The organism is Chryseobacterium pyrolae, from assembly GCF_025153485.1.
Taxonomy (GTDB): Bacteria; Bacteroidota; Bacteroidia; order Flavobacteriales; family Weeksellaceae; genus Chryseobacterium; species Chryseobacterium antibioticum.
This window is the reverse complement of record NZ_JANZQH010000001.1, coordinates 517,572-541,062: the sequence shown is the minus strand read 5'-3', so window position 1 is coordinate 541,062 and position 23,491 is coordinate 517,572. Positions and strand designations below refer to the sequence as shown.

General features: G+C 36.1%; 24 protein-coding genes. 10 read left to right on the top strand and 14 right to left on the bottom strand.

Going from position 1 to position 23,491, the window contains the following annotated elements:
* The first annotated feature begins 56 nt into the window (after positions 1-56).
* From NZD88_RS02420 to NZD88_RS02410, 3 genes are all read left to right on the top strand, one after another.
* The gene (locus NZD88_RS02420) at positions 57-791 is read left to right on the top strand and encodes a DNA-formamidopyrimidine glycosylase family protein (protein ID WP_259827146.1); all 735 of its coding nucleotides are present in this window, start codon (positions 57-59) and stop codon (positions 789-791) included.
* Between the two features lie 71 nt (positions 792-862).
* On the top strand, positions 863-1,486 hold the full coding sequence (locus NZD88_RS02415) for a class I SAM-dependent methyltransferase (protein WP_259827144.1): 624 nt from the start codon (positions 863-865) through the stop codon (positions 1,484-1,486).
* Positions 1,487-1,489: 3 nt separating this feature from the next.
* Complete coding sequence (locus NZD88_RS02410) at positions 1,490-1,888, top strand: YybH family protein (protein WP_259827142.1); 399 nt, start codon at positions 1,490-1,492, stop codon at positions 1,886-1,888.
* Positions 1,889-1,923: 35 nt separating this feature from the next.
* Here NZD88_RS02410 and NZD88_RS02405 read toward each other — a convergent pair whose 3' ends face one another.
* Positions 1,924-2,649, bottom strand: coding sequence for a LytR/AlgR family response regulator transcription factor (locus NZD88_RS02405; protein ID WP_259827140.1), 726 nt, complete (start codon positions 2,647-2,649; stop codon positions 1,924-1,926).
* Positions 2,646-3,722 carry a sensor histidine kinase gene (locus NZD88_RS02400; RefSeq protein ID WP_259827138.1) on the bottom strand — a complete coding sequence of 359 codons (1,077 nt, stop codon included), beginning with the start codon at positions 3,720-3,722 and terminating at the stop codon, positions 2,646-2,648. Before NZD88_RS02400 ends, NZD88_RS02405 begins: the two co-directional genes overlap by 4 nt.
* 198 nt (positions 3,723-3,920) lie before the next feature.
* Here NZD88_RS02400 and NZD88_RS02395 point away from each other — a divergent pair, with 198 nt between their 5' ends.
* Positions 3,921-4,349, top strand: a complete 429-nt coding sequence (locus tag NZD88_RS02395; protein WP_259827136.1) for a hypothetical protein — start codon at positions 3,921-3,923, stop codon at positions 4,347-4,349.
* Positions 4,350-4,353: 4 nt separating this feature from the next.
* On the top strand, positions 4,354-5,325 hold the full coding sequence (locus NZD88_RS02390; RefSeq protein WP_259827134.1) for a DUF6268 family outer membrane beta-barrel protein: 972 nt from the start codon (positions 4,354-4,356) through the stop codon (positions 5,323-5,325).
* Between the two features lie 189 nt (positions 5,326-5,514).
* On the opposite strand, the gene NZD88_RS02385 is transcribed toward NZD88_RS02390, so the two are convergent.
* Entirely contained in the window at positions 5,515-5,850 is a 336-nt protein-coding gene (locus tag NZD88_RS02385) for a DMT family transporter (protein WP_169235827.1), read from the bottom strand.
* A gap of 1,158 nt (positions 5,851-7,008) precedes the next feature.
* Here NZD88_RS02385 and NZD88_RS02380 point away from each other — a divergent pair.
* Positions 7,009-7,728, top strand: coding sequence for an AAA family ATPase (locus NZD88_RS02380; protein WP_259827130.1), 720 nt, complete (start codon positions 7,009-7,011; stop codon positions 7,726-7,728).
* Positions 7,725-8,456, top strand: a complete 732-nt coding sequence (locus NZD88_RS02375) for a YggS family pyridoxal phosphate-dependent enzyme (RefSeq protein ID WP_259827128.1) — start codon at positions 7,725-7,727, stop codon at positions 8,454-8,456. Before NZD88_RS02380 ends, NZD88_RS02375 begins: the two co-directional genes overlap by 4 nt.
* 315 nt (positions 8,457-8,771) lie before the next feature.
* Here the strand turns inward: NZD88_RS02375 and NZD88_RS02370 are convergent, their stop codons facing one another.
* Positions 8,772-8,954, bottom strand: a complete 183-nt coding sequence (locus tag NZD88_RS02370; protein WP_259827126.1) for a hypothetical protein — start codon at positions 8,952-8,954, stop codon at positions 8,772-8,774.
* A gap of 228 nt (positions 8,955-9,182) precedes the next feature.
* Between NZD88_RS02370 and NZD88_RS02365 the strand changes: the two genes are divergently transcribed.
* The 3 genes from NZD88_RS02365 (at position 9,183) to NZD88_RS02355 (ending at position 12,518) form a co-directional block, all read left to right on the top strand.
* Positions 9,183-9,890 carry a leucine-rich repeat domain-containing protein gene (locus NZD88_RS02365; protein WP_259827124.1) on the top strand — a complete coding sequence of 236 codons (708 nt, stop codon included), beginning with the start codon at positions 9,183-9,185 and terminating at the stop codon, positions 9,888-9,890.
* Between the two features lie 700 nt (positions 9,891-10,590).
* Positions 10,591-11,955, top strand: a complete 1,365-nt coding sequence (locus tag NZD88_RS02360) for a S41 family peptidase (protein WP_259827122.1) — start codon at positions 10,591-10,593, stop codon at positions 11,953-11,955.
* 398 nt (positions 11,956-12,353) lie between these two features.
* Positions 12,354-12,518: a hypothetical protein gene (locus NZD88_RS02355; protein ID WP_259827120.1), complete on the top strand. Its 165-nt coding sequence runs from the start codon at positions 12,354-12,356 to the stop codon at positions 12,516-12,518.
* Between the two features lie 69 nt (positions 12,519-12,587).
* Here NZD88_RS02355 and gcvP read toward each other — a convergent pair whose 3' ends face one another.
* The 10 genes from gcvP to NZD88_RS02305 all read right to left on the bottom strand — a co-directional run bounded on the left by gcvP (position 12,588) and on the right by NZD88_RS02305 (position 23,397).
* Positions 12,588-15,446: an aminomethyl-transferring glycine dehydrogenase gene (gcvP, locus tag NZD88_RS02350; RefSeq protein WP_259827118.1), complete on the bottom strand. Its 2,859-nt coding sequence runs from the start codon at positions 15,444-15,446 to the stop codon at positions 12,588-12,590.
* 663 nt (positions 15,447-16,109) lie between these two features.
* Positions 16,110-16,757 carry a J domain-containing protein gene (locus tag NZD88_RS02345; RefSeq protein ID WP_259827116.1) on the bottom strand — a complete coding sequence of 216 codons (648 nt, stop codon included), beginning with the start codon at positions 16,755-16,757 and terminating at the stop codon, positions 16,110-16,112.
* Between the two features lie 343 nt (positions 16,758-17,100).
* Complete coding sequence (locus NZD88_RS02340) at positions 17,101-17,358, bottom strand: hypothetical protein (protein ID WP_259827114.1); 258 nt, start codon at positions 17,356-17,358, stop codon at positions 17,101-17,103.
* 90 nt (positions 17,359-17,448) lie between these two features.
* The gene (locus NZD88_RS02335; RefSeq protein ID WP_259827112.1) at positions 17,449-17,784 is read right to left on the bottom strand and encodes a hypothetical protein; all 336 of its coding nucleotides are present in this window, start codon (positions 17,782-17,784) and stop codon (positions 17,449-17,451) included.
* Positions 17,785-17,797: 13 nt separating this feature from the next.
* On the bottom strand, positions 17,798-18,376 hold the full coding sequence (locus NZD88_RS02330; protein WP_259827110.1) for an RNA polymerase sigma factor: 579 nt from the start codon (positions 18,374-18,376) through the stop codon (positions 17,798-17,800).
* A gap of 407 nt (positions 18,377-18,783) precedes the next feature.
* On the bottom strand, positions 18,784-20,790 hold the full coding sequence (locus tag NZD88_RS02325; protein WP_259827109.1) for a S9 family peptidase: 2,007 nt from the start codon (positions 20,788-20,790) through the stop codon (positions 18,784-18,786).
* A 129-nt stretch (positions 20,791-20,919) separates the two neighbouring features.
* A complete protein-coding gene (locus NZD88_RS02320; RefSeq protein WP_259827108.1) occupies positions 20,920-21,378 on the bottom strand; it encodes a DoxX family protein in 459 nt (152 codons plus the stop codon).
* A gap of 115 nt (positions 21,379-21,493) precedes the next feature.
* Positions 21,494-21,937 (bottom strand): SRPBCC family protein, encoded by a 444-nt coding sequence (locus tag NZD88_RS02315; protein ID WP_259827106.1) that lies wholly within the window; start codon positions 21,935-21,937, stop codon positions 21,494-21,496.
* Between the two features lie 34 nt (positions 21,938-21,971).
* On the bottom strand, positions 21,972-22,400 hold the full coding sequence (locus tag NZD88_RS02310) for an SRPBCC family protein (protein WP_259827104.1): 429 nt from the start codon (positions 22,398-22,400) through the stop codon (positions 21,972-21,974).
* 163 nt (positions 22,401-22,563) lie between these two features.
* On the bottom strand, positions 22,564-23,397 hold the full coding sequence (locus tag NZD88_RS02305) for an SDR family oxidoreductase (protein WP_259827103.1): 834 nt from the start codon (positions 23,395-23,397) through the stop codon (positions 22,564-22,566).
* Positions 23,398-23,491: the final 94 nt, after the last annotated feature.

Here is a 23,491-nt window from a genome sequence, read left to right as displayed (position 1 = left end):
ACTCCAAATTTTATTTTTACGGAATAGTATTTGAACTTTTATTGAAAAGCAAAGCCATGCCTGAAGGACCATCCATCATTTTAATGAAAGAAAACCTGTTGCCTTTTGTCGGAAATACAGTGACAGAAGCCTCGGGTAATGCAAAATTCGATAAGGAACCGCTGATCGGCCAGACTCTTCGTGAGGTCCGTACTTTCGGCAAGCAGACTTATCTTGTTTTTGATGAATCAGCAGTCCGTATTCATTTATTGATGTTCGGATCTTATAGTGTTGATGAACAGACAAAGCCTGATAAAAGCTTACGTTTATCCCTCTTCTTCCAAACAGGAAGTCTGTACTTTTACACCTGTTCTGTAAAATCTGTAGATCTGGAATTTCTATCCACCATCGATTGGGAAGCTGACATTATGAGTGAGATCTGGGATCCCAAAAAAGCAGAAAAGAAACTGAAATCCAAACCTGAAATGATGGTCTGTGACGCCTTGATGAATCAGGACATTTTCTCGGGTGTAGGGAATATTATTAAGAATGAAGTTCTGTTCAGAATTGGGGTACACCCTGAAAGTTTAATAGGAAATCTGCCCGTGAAAAAACTCAGGGAACTGATCGCTGAGGCGAGAAATTATAGTTTCGATTTTTTGGACTGGAAACGTGAATTTGTTTTAAAGAAAAAGTGGCTCGTTCATACCAAAACCATTTGCCCGAAATGTGGTGAAAAACTGGTAAAAAAGCAGACCGGACTTGGAAAAAGACGGAGTTTTTACTGTGAAAAAGACCAGAAGCTGTATTAAAATAAATATTTGAATGTAAATCAATATTAAGATTCATGAAATGCGTAAATTTGGTTTAAACAATTTACGAAATGACCGATACCTGGCTAGACCGATGGAATGAACGATACAGCAGTGATGAATTTGCATACGGCATAGAACCCAACAATTATTTAAAAGAACAGCTTGAAAAGCTCAATCCCGGAAACATACTTTTTCCTGCAGAAGGTGAAGGCCGAAACGCTGTCTTTGCTGCAAAACTTGGCTGGAAGGTTTTCGCTTTTGACATCAGTGAAGAAGGGAAAAACAAAGCCTTGCAGCTTGCCCAAAATAATGATGTAAAAATTGATTATCAGGTGGGCGAACTGGAAACATTAGATTTCCATACAGAACAGTTTGATGTGATTGCTCTTATTTACGCTCACTTCCCTGCCGATATTAAATCTTCCCTGCATACAGTCCTGGACCAATATCTACGTAAGGGTGGTTTGATTATTTTTGAAGCCTTCAGTAAAAGTCATCTTGAGTATGTGTTGAAAAACGAAAAAGTGGGTGGCCCGAAAGATATCGGATCCTTATTTTCAATCGATGAGATCAAGGCTGACTTCCCGAATTATGAAGTTATTGAACTGGAAGAGAAAGAAATTGAACTCAATGAAGGGGTATTTCATAATGGAACCGGATCTGTCATAAGATTTATAGGACAAAAAATATAAAAAATGCCAGAAAACTTTGATAGAACCAACCCTGCAGAAGCCGTAAAATATTTCAGACACTGTATATTGACAGGTGATTTGAATGGGGCATTAAGCTGTTTTGATAATGATGGAGTATATATTGAACGGGACGGAATTGAAATAAAAGGACTGGACAACATAAAAAGACCTCTGGAACATTTATGTAACTGGAAACCTGATATTCAGGGAAACAAACAAAAACTGACCATTGTCGGAGATCTTGCCGTATGGGTAGACAAATGGACCTTAAAGGCCTCCTCACCCGATGGAAATCTTATTGAAATGAACGGAGCCACAACCTGTATGATGAAGGAAAATGAAGAAGGAATCTGGCTCTGGCTGGTAGACAATCCTTTTGCCGGTCAGGTTTTCGAAGATTAAATGAGACAAATAAAAAAGGCGGAATTATTAATGATTTAAGATTCAGGATTTAATGATCCGCCTGAATATCTGATGAAAAAAGCACTTTTATACACTTCTCCCAAAGGAATTTCCGAGTCATTGATGTAAATACTATGGTTATCGAATGAATCAATATAATCCATATTGACGACATACGATTTACTTACCCGCACAAAAGCCTCTGATGGAATCTTCTGATGTATGGTTTTTAAATTCATTGCAGTAATCAGCTTTTGATGCTGGGTATGAATAACCACATAGTCTTTCAAACCTTCAATAAATTTAATATCCGTAAAATTGATTTTATAGTATCTCCTGTCTGCTTTTATAAACAAAAAATCTTTTGTATTGGATTCTATTGTATTTTTTATGGTATCCTTAGACAGCAGCTCTTTATAGAGAACCGCTTTACTGATAGCCTTTTCTAACCGTTGTTTCTCAATAGGTTTCAATAAATAATCTATTGCATCGAGATCGTAACTTTTCAAAGCATACTGCGAATAGGCTGTTGTAAAAATGATCAGGCTCTGCCCCGGCAGCATTTCTGCGAATTCCAGTCCTGTTACCATTGGCATTTCAATATCCAGGAAAATAAGATCTACGTCGTTGGTTTTCAGAAAATCAAGGGCGGAAGGGGCATTGGAGAACTCTCCAAGGATTTCGGTCTTTGAAATTTCCTGGATCAGCGAACGCATTTCTGCTCTTGCTAGCGGTTCATCATCTACGATTATACAATTCATACAGGAATTTTTAATTTGACGGTGTATTCTTTTTCTCCAGAAGTGATATTCAGTTCGAATGCTTTACCGTACAGGAGTTCAAGTCTTCTTTTAATATTAGCCAACCCCAGTCCTCCGTATTTGTTATTGGATACTGCCAAACTTGGGTTCATAGAATTGGTACAGGTAAAATAAAGCGTTTTATTGCCAACCTCAATATCAATTTTCACATAGGATTCTGTACTACTAATATCTACACTGTGTTTTACGGCATTTTCAACAAAGGTTGTAAATAAATTCGGAGGAATAAAAGTGCTTTTTACATTTCTGTCCCCCGTTTCTGCATGGATATCAAAAGAAAAATTATCCCGCCTTATCTTTTCAAGGTTCAGAAAATTAGACAGAAAATCTATTTCCGAAACAAGCAACGTTTTCTCCTCGCCGTTCTCATACAGCTGGTACCTTAAAAATTCTGAAAGCTTAACAATAACAGCGGAGGCTTTCTCCGGATCTGTTCTGGTCAATGCTTTGACATTATTCAGCATATTAAAAAGAAAATGCGGATTGATCTGGTTCCGGAGTTCATTCAGTTCCATCTGTAAAGTAAGATTGTTCAGTTCTGTAATTCTTTTGGAATCATTGATCCATTTCTGCAACAGTTTCACTGTGGTTGTAGTCAGGATAATGGGCACACACATCAAAACACCTTCATAAATACTTCCCCTATTCCCTTCTTTTCTGATATTTTCCACTCTGAAATCTTCAAAACATAATCTAAGACTAAATCCTATTATATTAAGGCCCACAACTCCCATCATGACAAGCAAGACTAAGTACGTTATATATCTTGTTTTAAAGAAAAACCTGGGTACCAGAACGTAGATATTAATATATACCATGGTAATGAGTACGGTATATACAAATAGCAGAACATAATATTGATGAATTCCTGAATACCAGTGCCAGAATCTCGCACTGTACAACAGGGAGAAAAAGAAAATCAGAAACAGCACATGTCTGCACAGCCGGAACCGATCCTCTACCAGAAAATCAATCACAAGTGTTTCCTTAAATTTTTCTGTACCGTATTTCATAGGGTCCTGCAGATTTTAATGCAGAACAAAAATAGAGAATAACGTAAAGAATACCTATAATATTATACAAACCCTGTATTTTTTTATACCAATTGTCAAGTACTCCGGTTTCGTATAAAATAGAAGCGGTTTGGTATAAAAACAAATTCGTGTGGCGTTTTTCTCTTTTTCTTTGCCCTGTTCAATTTTTTTACACTTATGGAATTAGCCGTTTTTCAGGAACTTACCGAAGAAATCACCTTAGAATGTTTTTATATGACAGAGTCGCAGCAAGAAGAGAAAGTAATACAACTGATCGACCTACACCATTTTGTAGAATGCTATGACCCGAAAATTAAGATTTTAAGCTATATCCATCATCCTATTAATATTATAGAGGAAAATGGTATTAAAAAAGGAATTTTATTTTACGATCTGAAACACTCTACCCCATTTGACTGGAATGTTTTTGAAGAGTTTAAAAGAAGGCATCAGCTTAAAGAAATCTGGTTTGTCTTCGTAGAGGAAGATCCGATTTCTGATACTAACCGCCATGTTGATTTTATAACCGAGAACAGTATAGAGATATTTTATGACAAAATATTCTTGTTCCATTTTTTTCAATCTGCCATCAAATCCTTAAAATAAAACCATGAAAACACTGAGAAGAGCTCTTATTCCCCTTGCCTTGTTTCCCTTAAAGAATATTGCCTATTCCCAAAAAAAAGACAGCATTCCGCTGAAGGTAAGGGCTTATTTTGCAGACAAATTTCCGCAAAGCCGGGACCTTAATATTGAATTTAGCCAGACAGCTCCTTTCCTGTTTTCATCAAAACTCGACGGGAATGATTTGCCTGACAATAAAATGAAAAGCTTCCAGCAGCTAAAAGCCAGCGCCAACATCTATTTTGTAAAAAAGAAAAACTGGCTGCTCAGTACTTCTTTGAATTACCGTTATACAGCATTCAATACCGAAGAATCAATTATCGCAGAAACAGGCCTGCGGAATGACTTTCATTATCATTCTGAAGCTGTTAATTTCAGTTATTTTTCGAAACTGTTCAATAAAACAGCAATTTATACGGCCAACGCTTCCGTGGACGGAAGTGATCAGCATTTTGAAAGAATCAGAGGACTTGTAACTGCTTCCGTAATTTTAAAAGCAACTCCAAAAACAAAAATGATAATCGGTCTTGCCGGTTTTATTGATCCGAGTTCACAGATCCCGATCCTACCGATCTTCACCTATGAAAACAAATTCAACAACGGTTGGGTACTTGATATTTTGCTTCCTAAAAAACTCTTGGTTAGAAAGGATATTTTTGCCAACGGCAGAATTTCTCTAGGAACAGAAATGGATAATACCTCTTTTTATACGTACAGAAATAACAGGACGTATGAATTCCGCCAGCTGGAAATCAATTCCGGGGCTATCTATGAACACAATCTTGGGAGTAATTTTATCGGAACTTTAAAAACCGGGATCAGAGCGGTTCCGCGGGCCAGAGTGTTTGATAAGGAGGAATCTTTTAAAGATTATATTTTTGAAGCCAGCTATAAACCTTCATTCTATGTCAATGTCGGAATATCTTATAATCCTTTTGGAAAGCCTAGAGCAAAATAATTTCAACCCTCTGGAAGTTCTTAAGGAACTTTGAAAAAAATAAGTATTTAAAATTTTAATAATTTGGCTAAAGCCGATAGCCGGATTTATTTTCCTGTAAGTGGGCTAAAGCCCACTCCTATTGAATTTTATATAGAATCCATTAAATTTTTGAATTTTTAAATTCTTAAATCTTTAAATTAAAAAAAATCAATGCGTCCCCATTTTTGAAAACACATTAATAACGATCACTCCTATCACGATCAATGCAATTCCTATGATAGCCGGCAGGTCCGGAACCTGCTTAAAAGCGATAACACCAATCATCGTTATAAAAACAATTCCTACTCCAGACCATATGGCATACGTTATTCCTACAGGGATCTGCCGCAGTGTAATGCTTAGAAAGTAAAATGCGGCAGCATATCCTATGACGGTCACTACAGAAGGCCAAAGCTTTGAAAATTCTTCTGATTTTTTCAGAAAAGTAGTGGCTATGATCTCGAAAACGATTGCTAAAGCAAGAAAGATATAACTGCGTCCCATAAAAGCTTGTTTTCTACAAAAATAAGGAAAAGCTGCTGCTTTTCACTAAAAATCGGTTGATAAAACACCTGTCAGATCCTATTATTGAATTCAAAAATCACCTTCAATTTTTGAATTGATCTCAATCCTTTCCTGTACACTTAAACAGAAAAAAAAGTATAAAAAAAAATGACTTAATAACTCTACTCCTGGTGATAAATTATCAAACTATTTATTATGAAGCACTTACACAAGTTAAATAATATTGAGGCAAAAAAAGTCTGACAGTAAGAGTTTAAAACCTGTCATTATTTCATAGCTATGTGACAAAAGTTTCAAATTGATGTCATGTCATCTGTCAGCATTTAGAAATTCAAGGATAAAATCCGGTCCTGAATAATAAGCTTTCTTAACATAATATTTCGTCCATCTCCTAAAATCTGACGTTAAAAAACAAAGTTAAAAGTGAATAGTATGCATCGCATTTCTTATTTTTTGTTTTATCAGGTCCAATATAGAAGTGTTCAAACCGTTGTCAATTTTTTAATTTTTTAAAGATAAGACAATAAAGATATCAATAATTCCATAAAAACATATTAATTTTTTGTAAACAAACACTCGTTAAAAATTAAAATTAATCACACATAACACACTGATATACATCATGATTATTTGCTTTGGCACATGATTTGAAAGTTGTAATATTGCAATTAGATAATTGATAAAATAATCACAAATAATTAAATAAAACAAAAATGGTAACTTACATCGGAATCGCAACATGTGTAGTAGTATTCGCTTCTTACTTTATGACAGTAAAAAGAGAAGAAAGAAACTAAGTTCTATTAAAGGAGATTAGCCTATAGAACATCTATATTAATTGTATTGTTTATGTTTTTGATCTGAATGATCAGATTCTGCTCTTTTACTCACTGGAGTAAAAGGGCCCAAAAACATAACCCCAAAAAATTAAATTTCATAACAAATTTTATATATCCAAATAGTCAAGCCGGGCAATAGCCTGGCTTTTCTTGTTAAAACGGGATAAAGCCCATTCCTATTGAATATTCCGTATATCCTCCCCTTTTCTGGCCTACCAGCTTATTCTATTTCAGGACCCGGTAATCATTCAATAAAACTTTATCTTTGTCTAGATAAGAATCATTTTTTAGTTTTAGTATGAATCTGTACAATCTCATTATTCAGGATAAAGAGGAAGTAACCCTCAACGATGTATTTCTAGGTAAAAACAACAGAGACCAACTGGCACAGCTCATCAAGGAGCACACTTACGTGAAAGAACTGCAGGAATACGGGCTTCCTGTGAACAATAAGATCCTTTTGCAGGGAAATTCCGGTTGTGGGAAAACGATGACCGCTAAAGCCGTTGCCAATGCTTTAGGCAAAAGTATCCTGATTTTAAATCTCAGCAATATTGTTTCGTCCCGGATTGGGGAAACTTCACAAAATATTAAAATGATTTTTGATAAGGCTGCCAGGGAAAGATCTGTTCTTTTTCTGGACGAACTGGATCAGATTGGAAAAGCAAGAGGAAGTGACGACAAAGATGTAGGTGAAATGAGAAGACTGGTGAATACCCTCATCCAGTTAATCGATTATTATCCTGAAAATGCTCTTCTACTCTGTGCAACCAACCATGCGGAGATTATTGATACCGCTTTGGTGAGACGTTTTCAGCTGAAGATCAATTATGAAATGCCTTCTGCAGAATTTCTGGATACTTTCTATGATCGCCTTCTGTCTCAGTTTCCGGAAGATTTGAGAAGTATAGACCGTCAATACAACATTTCCTTTGCTGAAGCAAAAGATCATGCTTTTACAGCCGTAAAATCAGCACTCATCAAACAACTGGAATCTCAGTCAATTACACCATCATGAAAGAAGATATTCTCCACAATCTCGAAATCATCAATGACAGAATAAAGAAAGCATGTGAAAAAGCAGGCAGACCTCTTGATGAAGTCAGATTGTTGCTGGCTACAAAAACGGTTTCTGCAGAGCATATTAAAACAGCTTTAGAAAACGGACAGACCTTAATTGCTGAAAATAAGGTTCAGGAGCTGAAAGAAAAATATGACGAACTGAAAGATACTCCACATGAAAATCATTTTATCGGACATCTGCAAACGAATAAAATCAAGGATATCTTAAAATACGACGTAGTTTGTGTACAGTCTCTGGACCGTCTGGATCTCGCTGAAAAACTTCATCAACGACTTGTATCCGAAGGAAAAACAATGGAGGTTCTGATCCAGGTGAATACATCAGATGAAGAAAGTAAATTCGGAGTACATCCCAGCGATGCTGTTGAACTGACCCGGAAAGTTTCTGAATTCAGTACTTTAAAGATCAAAGGATTAATGACCATCGGCCTTTTCAGTGCAGAAACTGAAAAAGTAAGATCCTGTTTTAAAATCCTGAAAAATATGCAACAGGAAATCATCAGTCAAAATATTCCTAACGTCGAAATGAAAGAACTTTCCATGGGAATGAGCGGAGATCTCGAAACTGCCATTGAAGAAGGGGCTACGATGGTGAGAGTGGGAACAGCCGTTTTTGGAGCAAGAGTTCATCCGGATAGTTTTTATTGGAACGAAAGGGGTTAAGTTTTGAAGTTTGAGGGTATTAGAGTCTGAGGGTTTGAGAGTGTGTGGCGTTTGGGGTTTTGTGTGTGGATGTTTTTTTATTTGTGGAGGAGATTCGTGTTGTTTGTGTTAGGATTTCTTCCCACAGATTTTACAGATCTGAAAATATTTAAATAATCATCTGTTTTTGTTGATTTCAGCTTCTCTTAATTCAGTATTTCTTTTTCAAAAAGGAAAGGTTTGTATTCTAAAAATAAGCAGTTTCTAAAGCAATCATTAAAATTTTACGTTAAAAATTTTAATCTTTTCATTTACAATAGGTTAGATCAGTTTTATTTATAGATTTACAGGACACCAATACACTCTGATGATGAAACAAGATAATTTGATCTCTCTCCGAAAATCATTCGGAATATTGTTCTTTATTTTAATCGGTTCATTACTCTTGATGGACTGTTCAAAATCTTCAACAAGCAATGAAAGCGAAACGATTAAGGCCACTTTCTTAGTGACCTGCATAACCATTGCCGCAATTTTCAGTATTTTCTATCTATCAAAAAAAATCAGGCGGAAAGAATAAAAATAAAACTTATTTTTCAGACAGTTTTTCCATCTTTTCCTTCACCAACAGCTAGTTTAGGGATTGTTTTTGAATGCAATTTTATTAATTTTAGCGAAAATATTCTAACTGCCCCGTGGTGTTAAGTTATAATCTGCAATTTTAGCTAAAATGTATTTAAATATAAAATGAAAAAAACTCTTTTTATTATCTTCCTATTTTGCGCCAAATTCATAAGTGCCCAATCTATCCATTTCACTAATCCAAGCTTTGAGAAAAGTGTATTATTGAAGCATCCGGAAATAGATTGGAATAAAAACGGAAAAATAGAAAAAGAAGAAGCTGAATCTGTTTCAAGACTTGATTTAATGGAACAGAATCTCACAAATGCTGATGACGTAAAATATTTCAAAAATATTGAATACCTTTCATTAACGATCAATGGAATTACCAAACTAAAACTTCATGACTTCTATAAATTAAAAGAAATCTATTGTGCAAGAAATAAATTATCCGAATTCGAAATAGCCAATATCCCTTCTTTAGAACAATTGGCTGTTGGAAGAAATGAACTAAAAAAAGTCACTATTATTAATTGTCCAAATCTACAATCAATCAATATGATGGATAATCAAATTCGTGATTTTGATGTCAAAAGATTTAAAAAATTAAAATATCTGTCGATTGATAATAATCAATTTGAAAAATTGGATCTAACCAATAACCCTGAATTAATTCAAATTGTCATCAATAAAAACAATATTAAAACGATTGATATCACCCAAAATCCAAACCTTATGATGAATGTCCTGTACGTTGATGATAATGTGAAAATTATTGGAACTCCAGAACAAATGAAAAATTATACCAAAGCACCAATTATTTATACAAAATAAAAAATTACAGGCTGTCTCATACTGGACAATATGGGACTCAATAATATATCTGAGAGTTCGGATTTAAAATCCATTACGTATTACTAATTATATGATGAAAACTAATTACCACAATTACCTCTTACTATTCCTGTTATTCATCCCAGGTTTTCTTTTGCAAATGGCTATCCTGATTTTTGGGGTATGAAATCAAGAGTTGGGGAATATGAACTTGGAGGTTTCTTTATTGGATTTCTATGCAGTTTTATTGCAACCTTACTCATTGAATTTTCCTTTTTATTGGCTTTCATTAAAAACCAAACAACAGGGATGGAGATTACTGAAACCATTTTTCATGGTCAACCTTTTAACCAATATTATAATGCTACTCATTTATTTTGCAATTGTTGCTTTTGCAGCAAAATGGCCATAATTGCAAAAAAAGTAGTTTTATGTCATTGATTTCATCAGGCATTGAATTAAATATTGCTTTTCAGTGGATATTTATATATTTTTAGCCCCATCTAATTTGGATTGGCTTTACATTGCCATAAACCCTTATTGCAACGGTAAAAATGTAATATTTTAAACCTTTCGAATGTCCTATATATAAACTAAGACCATGAAAAACTTAAAAGCCGTATTAATTTCGTCTTTATTCACATTAATAACTACCTCGGTATACGCCCAAAATTGCGATTGCACAAAAAATTTTGAATGGGTGAAAAAAACTTTTGAAACAAATGATGCAGGTTTTGAATATGCATTAAAGCAAAAAAGTAATCAGGCTTATGAAGCCCATAATAAAACCACATCCGAAAAAGTAAAATCTGCTAAAACATTCAGTGAATGCAGTCTTGTTTTGTCCGAATGGCTTACTTTTTTTCGTTCGGGACACGCTTCTATCAGACCTATTAGTAAGCAAGAATCTCCCAAATCGGCTACTCCCGAAAAATCAAACAACCCATTTGCCAGTTGGGAAACTCTGGCGGTAGAAACGCAAGATTTTAAGAAGTATCTGGACCAAAAGAAAACGTCCGACTATGAAGGGATTTGGTATACCGAACCTTATACCATTGGGATTAAAAAGAAGGGAGACCAGTATGTAGGATTTATCATAGAATCGGGGGCAGAAACCTGGACAAAAGGACAGGTAAAGCTGAAACTCAATTCTTCAGATGGCAAATTAAACTCTGTGTATTATATGCGTGATCATTCCGGGGTGGAATCCAAAGAAGTAACTCTAACGGGGAAAAACCATTTACAAATCGGAGATTTCAGTCTTTCAAGAGTGTATCCAAAGCTTGAGGACGACCCCAAATATACGCAGTATTTTAAATCGGTAGGCGCCAATGAACCATATATAGAAAAATTAAACGAAACTACTTTTTATCTAAGAATCCCGTCTTTTCAGGCTTCCCAGAAAAAGAAGATTGACAGCGTTATTGCTGCCAATAAAGATAAAATCCTCTCCACTGAAAATCTCATCATTGACATCAGAAACGGAACCGGAGGAAGTGATGCCAGTTATCACAATATCCTTCCTTTGATTTACACCAATCCAATCAGAACTGTAGGCGTAGAATATTTATCTACCCAACTGAACAATCAGAGAATGCTGGATTTCATCAACAAACCTGAATACGGCTTCGATGAAGAGAATAAAAAATGGGCTCAGGCTTCATTTAATACACTGGAAAAACAGCAGGGAAAATTCGTCAACCTCAATGATAATGTAGTCAGCCTCACAAAGTATGATACCATTTATCCTTATCCGAAAAATGTAGGAATCATCATTAATCAACGAAACGGAAGTACAGACGAGCAATTTTTGCTGGCGGCCAAGCAAAGTAAGAAAGTGAAACTGTTCGGGACTACGACTTTTGGCGTTTTGGATGTTTCCAATATGTATTATGTTCCTTCGCCCTGCAAAGAGTTTGAATTAGGCTATTCACTTTCAAGAAGCATGCGTATTCCCGATTTTACGATCGATGGAAAGGGATTACAGCCTGATTTTTACCTAGACAGAAGCATTCCGGTCTATGAGTGGACTGACTATGTGAATACAGTGCTGAACGGGAAATAAAAGAACAATCTATTTTTATATACAACAATAAACCCTTTTCTGTTTTGAGAAGGGTTTTATCATAACTTCAGGTCTATCTTTCTCAATATTTATTATGTCTAGCCTATATTTTCATCTTTGTTGAAGAAACATATCTTTACAGACTATATCGGCACTTATTAATCAAGAAATCTTTATAGACTTTGCCGTAAAAAAGAGATTGCTTCGCTTCGCTCGCAATGACTACCGATAGAATACATTTAATGACAACAATTTGAAAAGCTCTTCCTATCCTAATTATTCTAAGAATTTCCTATTTACCGCATACAGAATTCTCATTCCCATAGAACATCCGGTATATTTTTTGCTCGTAAAACATTAAAAACCAAACAAATATACCTATGATTAAAAAATTACTCTTGAGCTGTCTATTCATGACAGTAGTATTCCTGACTTCATGTGATCAATATCGTGATACATCACAAACAAAAGACAGTGAGATTTCAATTAAAACAGTGTCAATGGTAACTTTTGGTACCATGGCCATAGCACTTCTTGTAGCCTACAGCTATCGAAGAAGGTAACAGAATAAAAATAATTAGAAAAACGCCCGTTTAGAATCTAAACGGGCGTTTTATATTGATTGTTAATGATTACATATAAGCTTCAATCGGCTCACAAGTACAAACCAGGTTTCTGTCTCCATACGCTTCATCAACTCTGGATACAGAGGCGAAGAATTTGTGGTCTCTTACCCACTCTAATGGATAAGCTGCCTTTTCTCTGCTGTATGGTTTATCCCAAGAATCTGAGATCACCAATTGCTCTGTGTGAGGAGCGTTTTTAAGCACATTGTTAGCCTGATCTGCTTCTCCGTTAGCAATCTCATCAATCTCTTTTTTGATGGAGATTAATGCTTCTGCAAAACGGTCGATTTCAGACTTGCTTTCAGATTCTGTAGGCTCAATCATTAATGTTCCAGCTACAGGGAAAGAAACGGTTGGTGCATGGAATCCATAGTCCATCAATCTTTTCGCCACATCAGCCACTTCAATTCCTAACGTTTTGAACTGACGGAAGTCTACGATACATTCGTGAGCTACTCTTCCACTCTCGTTTGAATATAAGATCGGGAAATGCTCTGCTAAAATTTCTTTTAGGTAATTCGCATTCATGATCGCGTGTCCTGTTGCTTTTTTCAATCCATCTGTTCCTAACATCTTGATGTAAGAATAAGAAATGTTTAGGATCAGACCTGAACCATAAGGTGCAGCAGAAATACCTTCGATCGCTTCTTTAGAACCGATTCTGATATTCGCATTGGAAGGAAGGAAAGGAACCAGGTGCTTAGCCACACAGATCGGACCTACTCCAGGACCTCCACCTCCGTGAGGAATCGCGAAAGTTTTGTGTAAGTTCAGGTGACATACGTCTGCCCCGATGTTTCCAGGACTAGTGAATCCTACCTGAGCGTTCATATTGGCACCGTCCATATATACCTGTCCGCCATGTTTGTGGATCAGGCTTGTAATTTCTTTAATATTGTCATCAAAGAATCCGTATGTTGACGGATAAGTGATCATTACACAAGATAAGTTCTCAGAATGCTGTTCTGTTTTAGCTTTTAAATCTTCAAAATCAATTTGTCCGCTTTCAAGGTTTTTAACCACAACAATTTTCATTCCTGCCATTGCTGCAGAAGCCGGGTTGGTTCCGTGTGCAGATTGAGGGATCAATACTACATTTCTGTGGCCTTCGCCTCTTGAAATGTGATATTCTCTGATCACCATTAATCCAGCATATTCTCCCTGAGCTCCAGAGTTTGGCTGAAGAGAAGTTCCTGCAAAACCAGTGATTTCAGCTAAATCTTTCTCCAATTCTCTGATCATTTCCTGATACCCTCCAGCTTGGTCTACCGGTACAAATGGGTGAACAGCTCCCCAGTTATCCCAAGAAAGCGGCAACATTTGAGTAGCAGCGTTCAACTTCATGGTACAAGAACCAAGAGAAATCATTGAATGCGTTAACGATAAGTCTTTTCTTTCAAGACGTTTGATGTAACGCATCAATTCTGTCTCCGTATGGTATTTGTTGAATACCTGCTCCGTAAGAATCTCGTCTTTTCTCAACAATTCTTCCGGAATGCTGTATCCTTCTTTTAATTCTAATTTGAAAGTCTGCTTGTCTTTAAACTGAGCAAAAGAAGCCATCAGATAGTTTAATTTCTCCAATGTTGTACTTTCGTTGATTGCAATGCTTACTACACCTTCTGTGAAATAGTTCAGATTAAGTCTGTGATCAAGCATCATTCTCATCAATCTTCCTTTTTCATCTTCACTCATGGTGATTTTCACCGTATCGAAGATAGGTTCTTCAACGGTCTGGTAACCTAATGCTTTAAGACCATTTTTCAAAGCGTTGGCTTTAAAGTGGATCTGGTCAGCGATATAGTTTAATCCTTTTGGACCGTGATAAACCGCATACATTCCTGCCATTACCGCAAGAAGTACCTGTGCTGTACAGATATTGGAAGTGGCTCTTTCTCTTTTGATGTGCTGCTCTCTGGTCTGAAGCGCCATTCTCAATGCACGTTTTCCGTACATATCCTGAGAAACCCCGATGATTCTTCCCGGAATATCTCTTTTGTAATCTTCTCTGCAAGAGAAAAATGCTGCGTGAGGTCCTCCGTACCCTAATGGAATCCCAAATCTCTGTGAAGTTCCAACGGCACAGTCAGCACCCATGGAAGCCGGAGATTTCAGTTTCACCAAAGCCATCGGATCACAAGCTACAACCACCTGCAAATCTAATTTTTTATAGTCTACAATATCTTCCGTATAGTCTAAAACGATACCGTTTTTACCTGGATACTGTAATAAAACACCATAATAGCTCTCGTCCAACTGGTGTGTTTTGTGATCACCTTCTACGATTTCGATCGCTAAACCTTCAGCTTTAGTTTTTAACACTGAAACTGTTTGAGGTAAAACAAGATCGGAAACGAAGAATTTGTTTGCATTGGCCTTTTTCTGGTCCTTTGTTCTGTTGTTAAAGAACATGTGCATTGCTTCTGCAGCGGCTGTAGATTCATCTAAAAGTGAAGCATTAGCCAGCCCAAATCCTGTAAGATCACATACTACCGTCTGGAAATTAAGAAGAGCTTCCAGTCTTCCCTGTGCAATTTCAGCCTGATAAGGTGTATACGCCGTATACCAGCTTGGATTTTCAAAGATATTTCTCTGAATAGCTGATGGCAAAAGTGTATTGTGGTATCCAAAACCAATGTAGCTCGTATAATCAGTATTCTTCGATGCCAAATCTTTCGAATGGTTCAGCATTTCGTATTCTGAAAGCGGTGCAGAGATCTCAAGGTCTTTCTCTAATCGGATAGAAGAAGGAATGGTCTGAGAAATTAGTTCTTCAATACTTGAAACGCCTAACCTTTCCAACATTGCCTGTTTATCGGCTTCATTAAGGGAAATGTGACGGCTCACAAACTGTTCTGTATTCATTTTTATTTATTAGATTTTGTTTGTAAAAAAGATTCGTAAAATTACAATTTTTTAAACGACTGTACAAGAGTTCAAAATTGCCGAAACAATAACGAAAATATCATATCAGTTCTAAAAAAATTGAAATGAAATCTGTTTATTGATTAAAATTGAAGAAGCCTCTTTTGTGACCCTATCGCATATTATTTGTTAAATCAACAGTCCGATTCATCATTTGCCTAAATAATATGTAAAATTTATCAACATCTATATGATCGTTTATCCACGGAAATCTTATCATTTCCCCACAAGAATCAAAAAGTTCACTTTATACGGGTACCTAATAATCCCATATTTGATGTTTTCATGTCTTACTCAACTTCATTTTTCGGGAAGTATATAAATCCTTAATCAGCATTTTTCATCGAAAATAAAGATGTGAATATGGACTGAACATGTTGAAGAACAGGCATTGTAACTTTTATGAAATTTTATTAATTATATTTATTCTAAATTAATATATTTGCAACATGAATATGATTGTCCCATTTAAAGTACCGCCTTTAGCTCCTGTATTTGCATTTAATAATGAAGATATGTATTGTGAAAAGAAATCTTGCTGTAAGAAGTTCAAGAAAGGGAAAAGATGTAAAAAATGTCCGGGAAGAAAAAAGATGGCTTAAACTAGCCGAAATTCCTGAATAAAAAATATACCGCCAACACCAAAATAATAATTCCCCAGATCAGCATCATGATCTTTGGCTGGCCGGATCTGTTCATTCTTGTTCGGGGCTGAGGCTTAAACATTTCCTCCACACTGCTTTTGAACTGAGCACTATCGTTCTCAAAAACTTCGGTAATGGTAATTCCCTGAACTACCGTTTTGTGAAGGAGAGAATTCGTTACATGAAGCAATAACTGAAATTTCCCGTCCTTAAATTCTGTGATCTTAAAAATCCTTTCTCCAAACGGCTTTTCCAAACCGAAAGGCAAAACCTTCACCACATCGGCATTGCTCGTCTGCCAGTTGATGATGATCTCCTCTCCTTTTTTAGCATGAATTTTATTCGCCGTAAACGTTTTAATACTCGGTGGAATATTATATCTGAAACTTTTCTGATGGCTCTCCAAATTCTGATCATAGGTGCGTCTCCTTTCAGAATCGCTCAAAATTTCATAAGCTTCCTGAATTTCGCAAAAACGTCCTGCAAAGAAATCATCGTTGTCATTCTTATCAGGATGGTATTTTAAAGATAGCTTTCTATAGACCTTCTTGATGTCTTCTTCTGAAGCATCCGGTGTAATCCCGAGAAAATAGTAGTAATCTTTCATTAAGCTATGCAAAAATAAGGAATTATTTTTTTTCTTATTGCTTCCTCAAGATAAAATATAATGTCCTCCTATGGTAAAAAATGCAAAGGTTTGTATTCAAATGATGCAGGTGTTTATCTTGTCATATAATTTCTTGAACACCTACAGTACAAAATGCTTTACTAATTGACACAACCCTGTCATTGCGAGCGTAGCGTGGCAATCTTTTTTTCATGTGGTTCGGGAACCGGAGAGATTGCTTCGCTTCGCTCGCAATGACAGTGGTCTATACAAAAAAATTCCGGCGCGGGAAGCTTTGCTTCCCGCGCCGGAATTAAACAATTTCAATTGAGTTATTTACTTCTTATGCTTCTACGGTATTGTCTTTTTTACAACATCTTGAAGTGAATTCTTTTTTGAATTTACCCTTCAATTCCTGATACTGCTCATCGTCCATTTCTCTGATCTTATCTGCAAGACCGAAAGGCGATCTTTCTTTGATTCCGTATTCGCTAAAAATACCTTTCATAAATCTTTTTCTCTGTGCTATTTTTTTGGCAGCCAATGCCACGCCCACAACGGCAAGTGCTCCAAGAGCTCCTTTTAATGCTGAATTTTTCATTTTTTCAAAATTTTAAATTTTACTACTTCTTGTTTTTTATATAGACGGATGAATTTCAATTTTACTTTACTACTTCTTAAAATTTTTAAATTATCCGTTGTTTCTGTTAAAGAACCCTCCTGAACATCTGTCTCTCCATACTTCTTTAAATTTTTCTCTTTCTTCCGGAGAAAGTCCTTCCATTTTCTCCCTCATTTTTCTTTCCTTAAAGTCTCTCACCCCTTTTCCAAAATGGAAACCTCCAAATAGGATTTTACTCAAAATCAAAATTCCCATTGCCTGCCAATAGGTGATTGATTTCACGCCTAAAATATCAGGAAGCAAGCAATTCCAAAGGGACATGACAATCCAGGTAACGCCCAGTAAAATCAATGGCGGACATAAGAATAAAAGAATCCAGCCTTTTTTGTGTTTATTATGATTCATAACTTTCTTTTTACTAACTATTTAAATCTTCGTATAATCTTCTCAGTCTGTTTCTCAAATGCTTCACAGCATAATTTTTTCTACTGATAATGGTTTTTATATTTTCGCCCTGTTCATTGGCAATTTCTTGAAGTATTTTGTCGTTTAATTCATTTTCAACGTAAACCAGCCTTTGTTTTTCGGGAAGTTCATCCAATGCTTCAAATAATTTTTTCCAAATTTCATCCTGAAACATTTTCACTTCCGGACCTGCACTTTCATCTAACAAAAGAATATCTTTTATAGAAAAACTTCCGTCTTCATCTTCATACACGAAATCTTCAAGATTTTCGGTTTTCTTCTTACGATACTTGTCTGTGATTTTATTTGCAGTGACTCTATATAACCATCCACCCACGTTTACAATCTCAGAAAGATTGGTAATACTGCTGAACTGATACCAGACCTCCTGCAGAATATCTTCCGCATCTTCGGTGTTTTTCACTTTCGGACGAATATAAGACATCAGCTTTCCTCCGTACTTTGAAACGGTTTGTGAGATGATACTTGCTTTCTCCTCCTGTGGCATTGTTATTTCTTCGACAACCTCCATATTGCTATGACGATCTGCCTTTTGGTTTTACTTTAATAAATTTAAAAAAAATTATTGACTGTTGGAATTTTGTTTCTGGAAGCGGGTTTCTGAGTTTGAGGGTTTGAGAGTTTTAGAGTTTTAGAGTTTTAGAGTTTTAGAGAAGGAGATTGAAACCATAACAAAAAAACATTGTACCGGGTTTTTGTTTCAGTGTTGGTGGATTATAAGTTTTGAATATTTAAACTTCAAATGATTACCTCTTAGTCTCAACATAAAATCTCATATCTGGTGTCTGGAATCTAGCATCTCGATTTGCTTTTTGCTCTATCTCCCACCACTAATTTCTAATTTCCAGCCTCTAGCTTCTCCTAAAACAAAAAACGGAAAGCATAACACTCTCCGTTCCTATTATTATACAATCCGTATTATTTCTTGTTGAAATTCTCGGCAAAGAAGCCCATCATATATTTGTACAGTTCTATTCTGCTTGGCTCTTTTCTGAATCCGTGACCTTCATCATATTTTACCATGTACGGAACATCAACTCCTTTGGCACGCATCGCCTTTACAATCTGATCTGATTCATTGATATTCACCCTTGGATCATTGGCTCCCTGAACTACAAATAAAGGTTTCTTGATCTTATCAATATGGAAGACAGGAGAAACTTCTTTAGCAATTTCAGCTTCTTTGGGATCGTCCAGATTATACCATATTTCTTTTACCATTTCTTTGTAAGGCTTCCAGTATTCCGGGAAAGATTCAAAGAACGTGAAGATATTGGAAACCCCTACATAGTCTACTCCACACGCGTAAAGATCTGGTGTTTTGATAAGTCCCATCAGGGTCGCATAACCACCGTGGCTTCCCCCGTAGATGGCGATTTTATTTTTATCGATCCAGCCTTGTTCTATCACATATTTTACACCATCTTCCACATCATCCATTGCTTTACGTCCTATCTGCTTATAGCCTGAGTGTTGAAATTCTTTTCCATAACCACCAGAAATTCTGAAATTCACATGCAGTGTCGCATATCCTCTACTGGCAAAAAGCTGATCTTCAGGATTGAATCCCCAATTATCTCTAACACCCTGCGGGCCGCCGTGAGGATTAACAATCAATGGAACTTTCTTGCCGTTCACTGCATCCTTGGGCATTGTGATATACCCCCGGATTGTCAGGCCGTCTCTGCTTTTGAATTCAATAGGCCTCATTTCTGCCATATCCTCTTCTTTCAGCTGTGGCATCAAGTTATACAGAAGTTTTATCTGTTTAGATTTTGTATCATATTCATAATAAGTTCCATATAATCTATCGCTTCCTACTACCACTAAAAGCTTGTCTTCATTATCATCGGAGGAAACCACCGAAAATTCTTTGTCTTTGAATTCAGATTTTAATTTGTCGTAAACTTCTTTATAAAATTTACTTACTGGAATGGTCTCGCTTTTAACCCCGTTATAACTTATATAATCCAGTTCATAATTCCTGTTTTTACGAGCAGTACTTATAGAACTAACATCATATACAGGATTAGAATACACTTCTTTTATAATTGCATTTTTCTTCAGATCATACAGCACGATTCTTTCTTTATCACTGTCTAAATTGGTGACTACATACGCTTCATCTTTATTTTTAGAATTGTCGTTTAATCCTATAATATTGAAGGTATTTTTCCAGTCTGTTGATTTGATCAGGTTAAATTTACCCGTCTCCAAATCTTTATAGTAGGTCTTTGTGGTCAATCCATTTTCCAGAACCGTATAGCCCCTCATATTTCCTTTCTTGTCAAAAATATAGCCGTCGATAGGATTATTAACGTCTTTATTTTCAAAAAGCTGGGTCATTTCACCCGTATTGAAATTGATTTTATAAGGCTCGAAAATCTGTTTATTATTTTTATTCAAAGCAACAATAACGAATTCTGTATCCTTAATGATATCTGCATAATTCAGGGTTACTCCATCAAAAGGAGTCAGATCCTTGAGATTCTGTCCGTCAATATCTACGGCATACATATGGGTATTTTCATTACCTCCTTTATCCTGCGTATAGAACAATCTTTTTTTGTCCAGCCAGCCGTAGCTTCCGATAAGATCATCTTTTTCTACGATAGCTTTCGTGATTTTCCCGGTTTTCAGTTCTTTTACATAGACATGGTTCTTTTTGTCTTTGTCTTTTTCTTTATAGGAAAGGTACTGCCCGTCCGGTGAAATTTTAAACTGTGAGGCATTGGGCCTGGCAAAATAGTCTTCTACTTTGTACTTGAAATTCCCTTTATCATAGGAAATCAGCTTATCAAGATTTTCTTTGGAAGTGGGAAGCGTAAGGTCGCCCGGCAGTTTAGCCGTTGAAGTCTGTGCATTGATCATAATGGCTGATAGTACGATTTGAGCCGCACCAAAAATTTTAGTATTCAGATTCATAACTCATGTGATTTAATGTTAGGTGTTAGTCAACTTTGTAAGTCTTCTTTATAATAGGACACCTTTAACCTCAAAATGTTACATCAATTATGAAAAAAATGATAGAATGAGTTTATATAAACAGTGAGTTTAATTTAAATAAATTCCAAAATATATAGTCCATGCGATCAGAATAATCTGCATTGGGATTCTTTCACGGTAAAGATACTGCATGCCGGGACCGGTATAGTCTGCTTTGAAAATATTGATATTTTTCTTTGAAGAATTGATGTTCGCGATAAAAACCAAGATGTAAAAAATAATCAGGAGTATCGCCGTCAATTCACGTATTGAAGGGATCATTAATCCTATTCCGGCAGCAATTTCAAGAACTCCCGTACAATAAACCCAGAACATTTTACCGGGAACAAAATCGGGAATCATCATCGCCATTCCTTTCTGAAATTTGAAGTGTGAAAACCCTGTAAATATAATGAATACAGCCATTCCCAGATTTCCGGAGAATAAAAAATCAGGCCTTCCCTGAAGAACAAAGGTAGCCAGCAATGCGAGAAGAAATGTTCCGAAAAGAATGCTTAATAATTTCATAGGGTTGTTGATTATAACTGATCAGAAAGATACTGCATCTTCACATGATATCCATATTAAACCTAATAGATTTCAAAAATCTATTCGATTATTTTTTGTTAAGGTAATATATGGATTATTTATTTTCGGCAAGGTTTTTCACCACTTCCAGGCTTTTTAAAAATCCCGTATTCAGATGTTCTCTCCATTCTTTTTCGACCTGTACCTCAGTATGAAGCTTGGTTTTTCCATCCAGATCAATAAGAATATATTTTTCGAAAGCACCACTCCATTCCATTACTTCTTTGCTGTGTATGTCTTCGTTGCCTTCTTTATCTACCATTCCCAGATGTTTGAAGATGATCTGATTGGGTTTATCCAGACTGTCAATAGTTGATACCATCCCTGCCCCTTCTGCATTCACAAAATAAGTTTTTCCACCCACTTTCCAGTCGGATTTCATTACAGATCCGGGACCGAAATACTGAGTCCATTCGGTATAGGTTTCAGGAGTCCACAGAACGTCCCATACTTTCTGTGATGAGGCGTTGATAATGATTTCGTACGATAAGGTTTCCATATTTTAAATTTTTATGGTTGATGATTTTTGCAGTTTATAATTGATTTTCAGAAAGATTTTTCACAATGCCTAAAGCTGTCGGAAATTTTTCTTCAAAAAACTCTTTAAACTCTTCAGGGGTCTGAATTTCAATTTTTAAAATTGTCCCTATTTCTGTTTCTTCTAAAACATAAGCTTCTGTAGCTTCGCCCCAATCCTGGGGTGTTTCTACACCATCATAAATTTCTCCGAGGTGCAGGAATTTGACTTCTTTGTGGGGTATATTTTTTTCAACCCGGCTGTACATTCCGTTATTGTTGGGGTCAAAAAATTTCATGATACTTCCCTCTTCAAATGTTCCCTGATAAAAAGAGCCTTCTGTAAAAGCAGTAGTCCATTGTCTGTAAGTGATGTCACTCCAAAGTACATCCCACACTTTTTCACTGGGTGCATCGATTTGAATTTCAAAAAATATTTTTTGCATTGTTGTTTTATTTAGGGTTAGATAGAGTCAAGAATCAAGATGCCAGACGTCAGATTTCAGATTTCAGATGGTAAATGTTAAAAATACTACTATTGATAGTTATAACTTCCAGTTTCTAACTTCTAACTTCTAACTTCTAACTTCTAACTTCTAGCCTCTGATTTTATCCTCCAACGAAATCTCCGCCATTGATATGAATTACTTCTCCTGTAATATAAGTGGCATCTTTTGAAGCAAGGAAAACATAAGCCGGCGCCACTTCCGAAGGCTGTCCCGCCCTTTTCATAGGGGTATCTTTTCCAAATGTTGAAAGATCATCAAAAGCTTCTTTTACAAGAGGCGTCCAGATGGGTCCGGGAGCAATTCCGTTCACTGTTATTTTCTTTTCAGCAAGATTGGTTGACAATGACCGGATAAAAGATAAAATAGCCCCTTTGGTTGCTGCATAATCGATCAGGTGATCACTTCCACGGTATGCTGTAACAGAAGTTGTGCAGATAATCCGGCCCCCTTCATAGATTAAAGGTATATAATCTCTCGTTAAAGAAATCATAGAAAGAATATTGGTATTAAAAGTTTCCTGAATTTGCTCATCAGATATCTTTTCCAGAGTGTTTTTCGAAGTATGAATTCCTGCATTATTAACCAGAATATCCAAATTCTTCCACTCTTTTTTTATCCTTTCCACACATTTTGCTCTGAATGCTTTTTTGGTGAGATCTCCTTTGATGAGCATACATTGCTGTCCTTCCTTTTCAATAAGTGTTTTGGTTTCTTTAGCATCGTCATCACTTTCATTGTAAATGATTGCAACATCTGCGCCTTCTCTGGCAAAATGAACGGCTACAGCCTGGCCTATTCCACTGTCTCCTCCTGAGATGACCGCCTTTTTTCCTTTGAGCTTCCGGCTTCCCTCATAATCGTTACGGATGATTTCCGGGAAAAGTCCTTCTTTGGGAACTTTTGATTTGGATTGTGACTTGTTCTGTGTTTTCATAAGCAAATCTTTTCCCTAAACTCCATCAAACAGCAAGCCGAAAACTGAAACATACAAACGGAAAAGGGCTAAAAGAGGAATTTATTGTTCATCT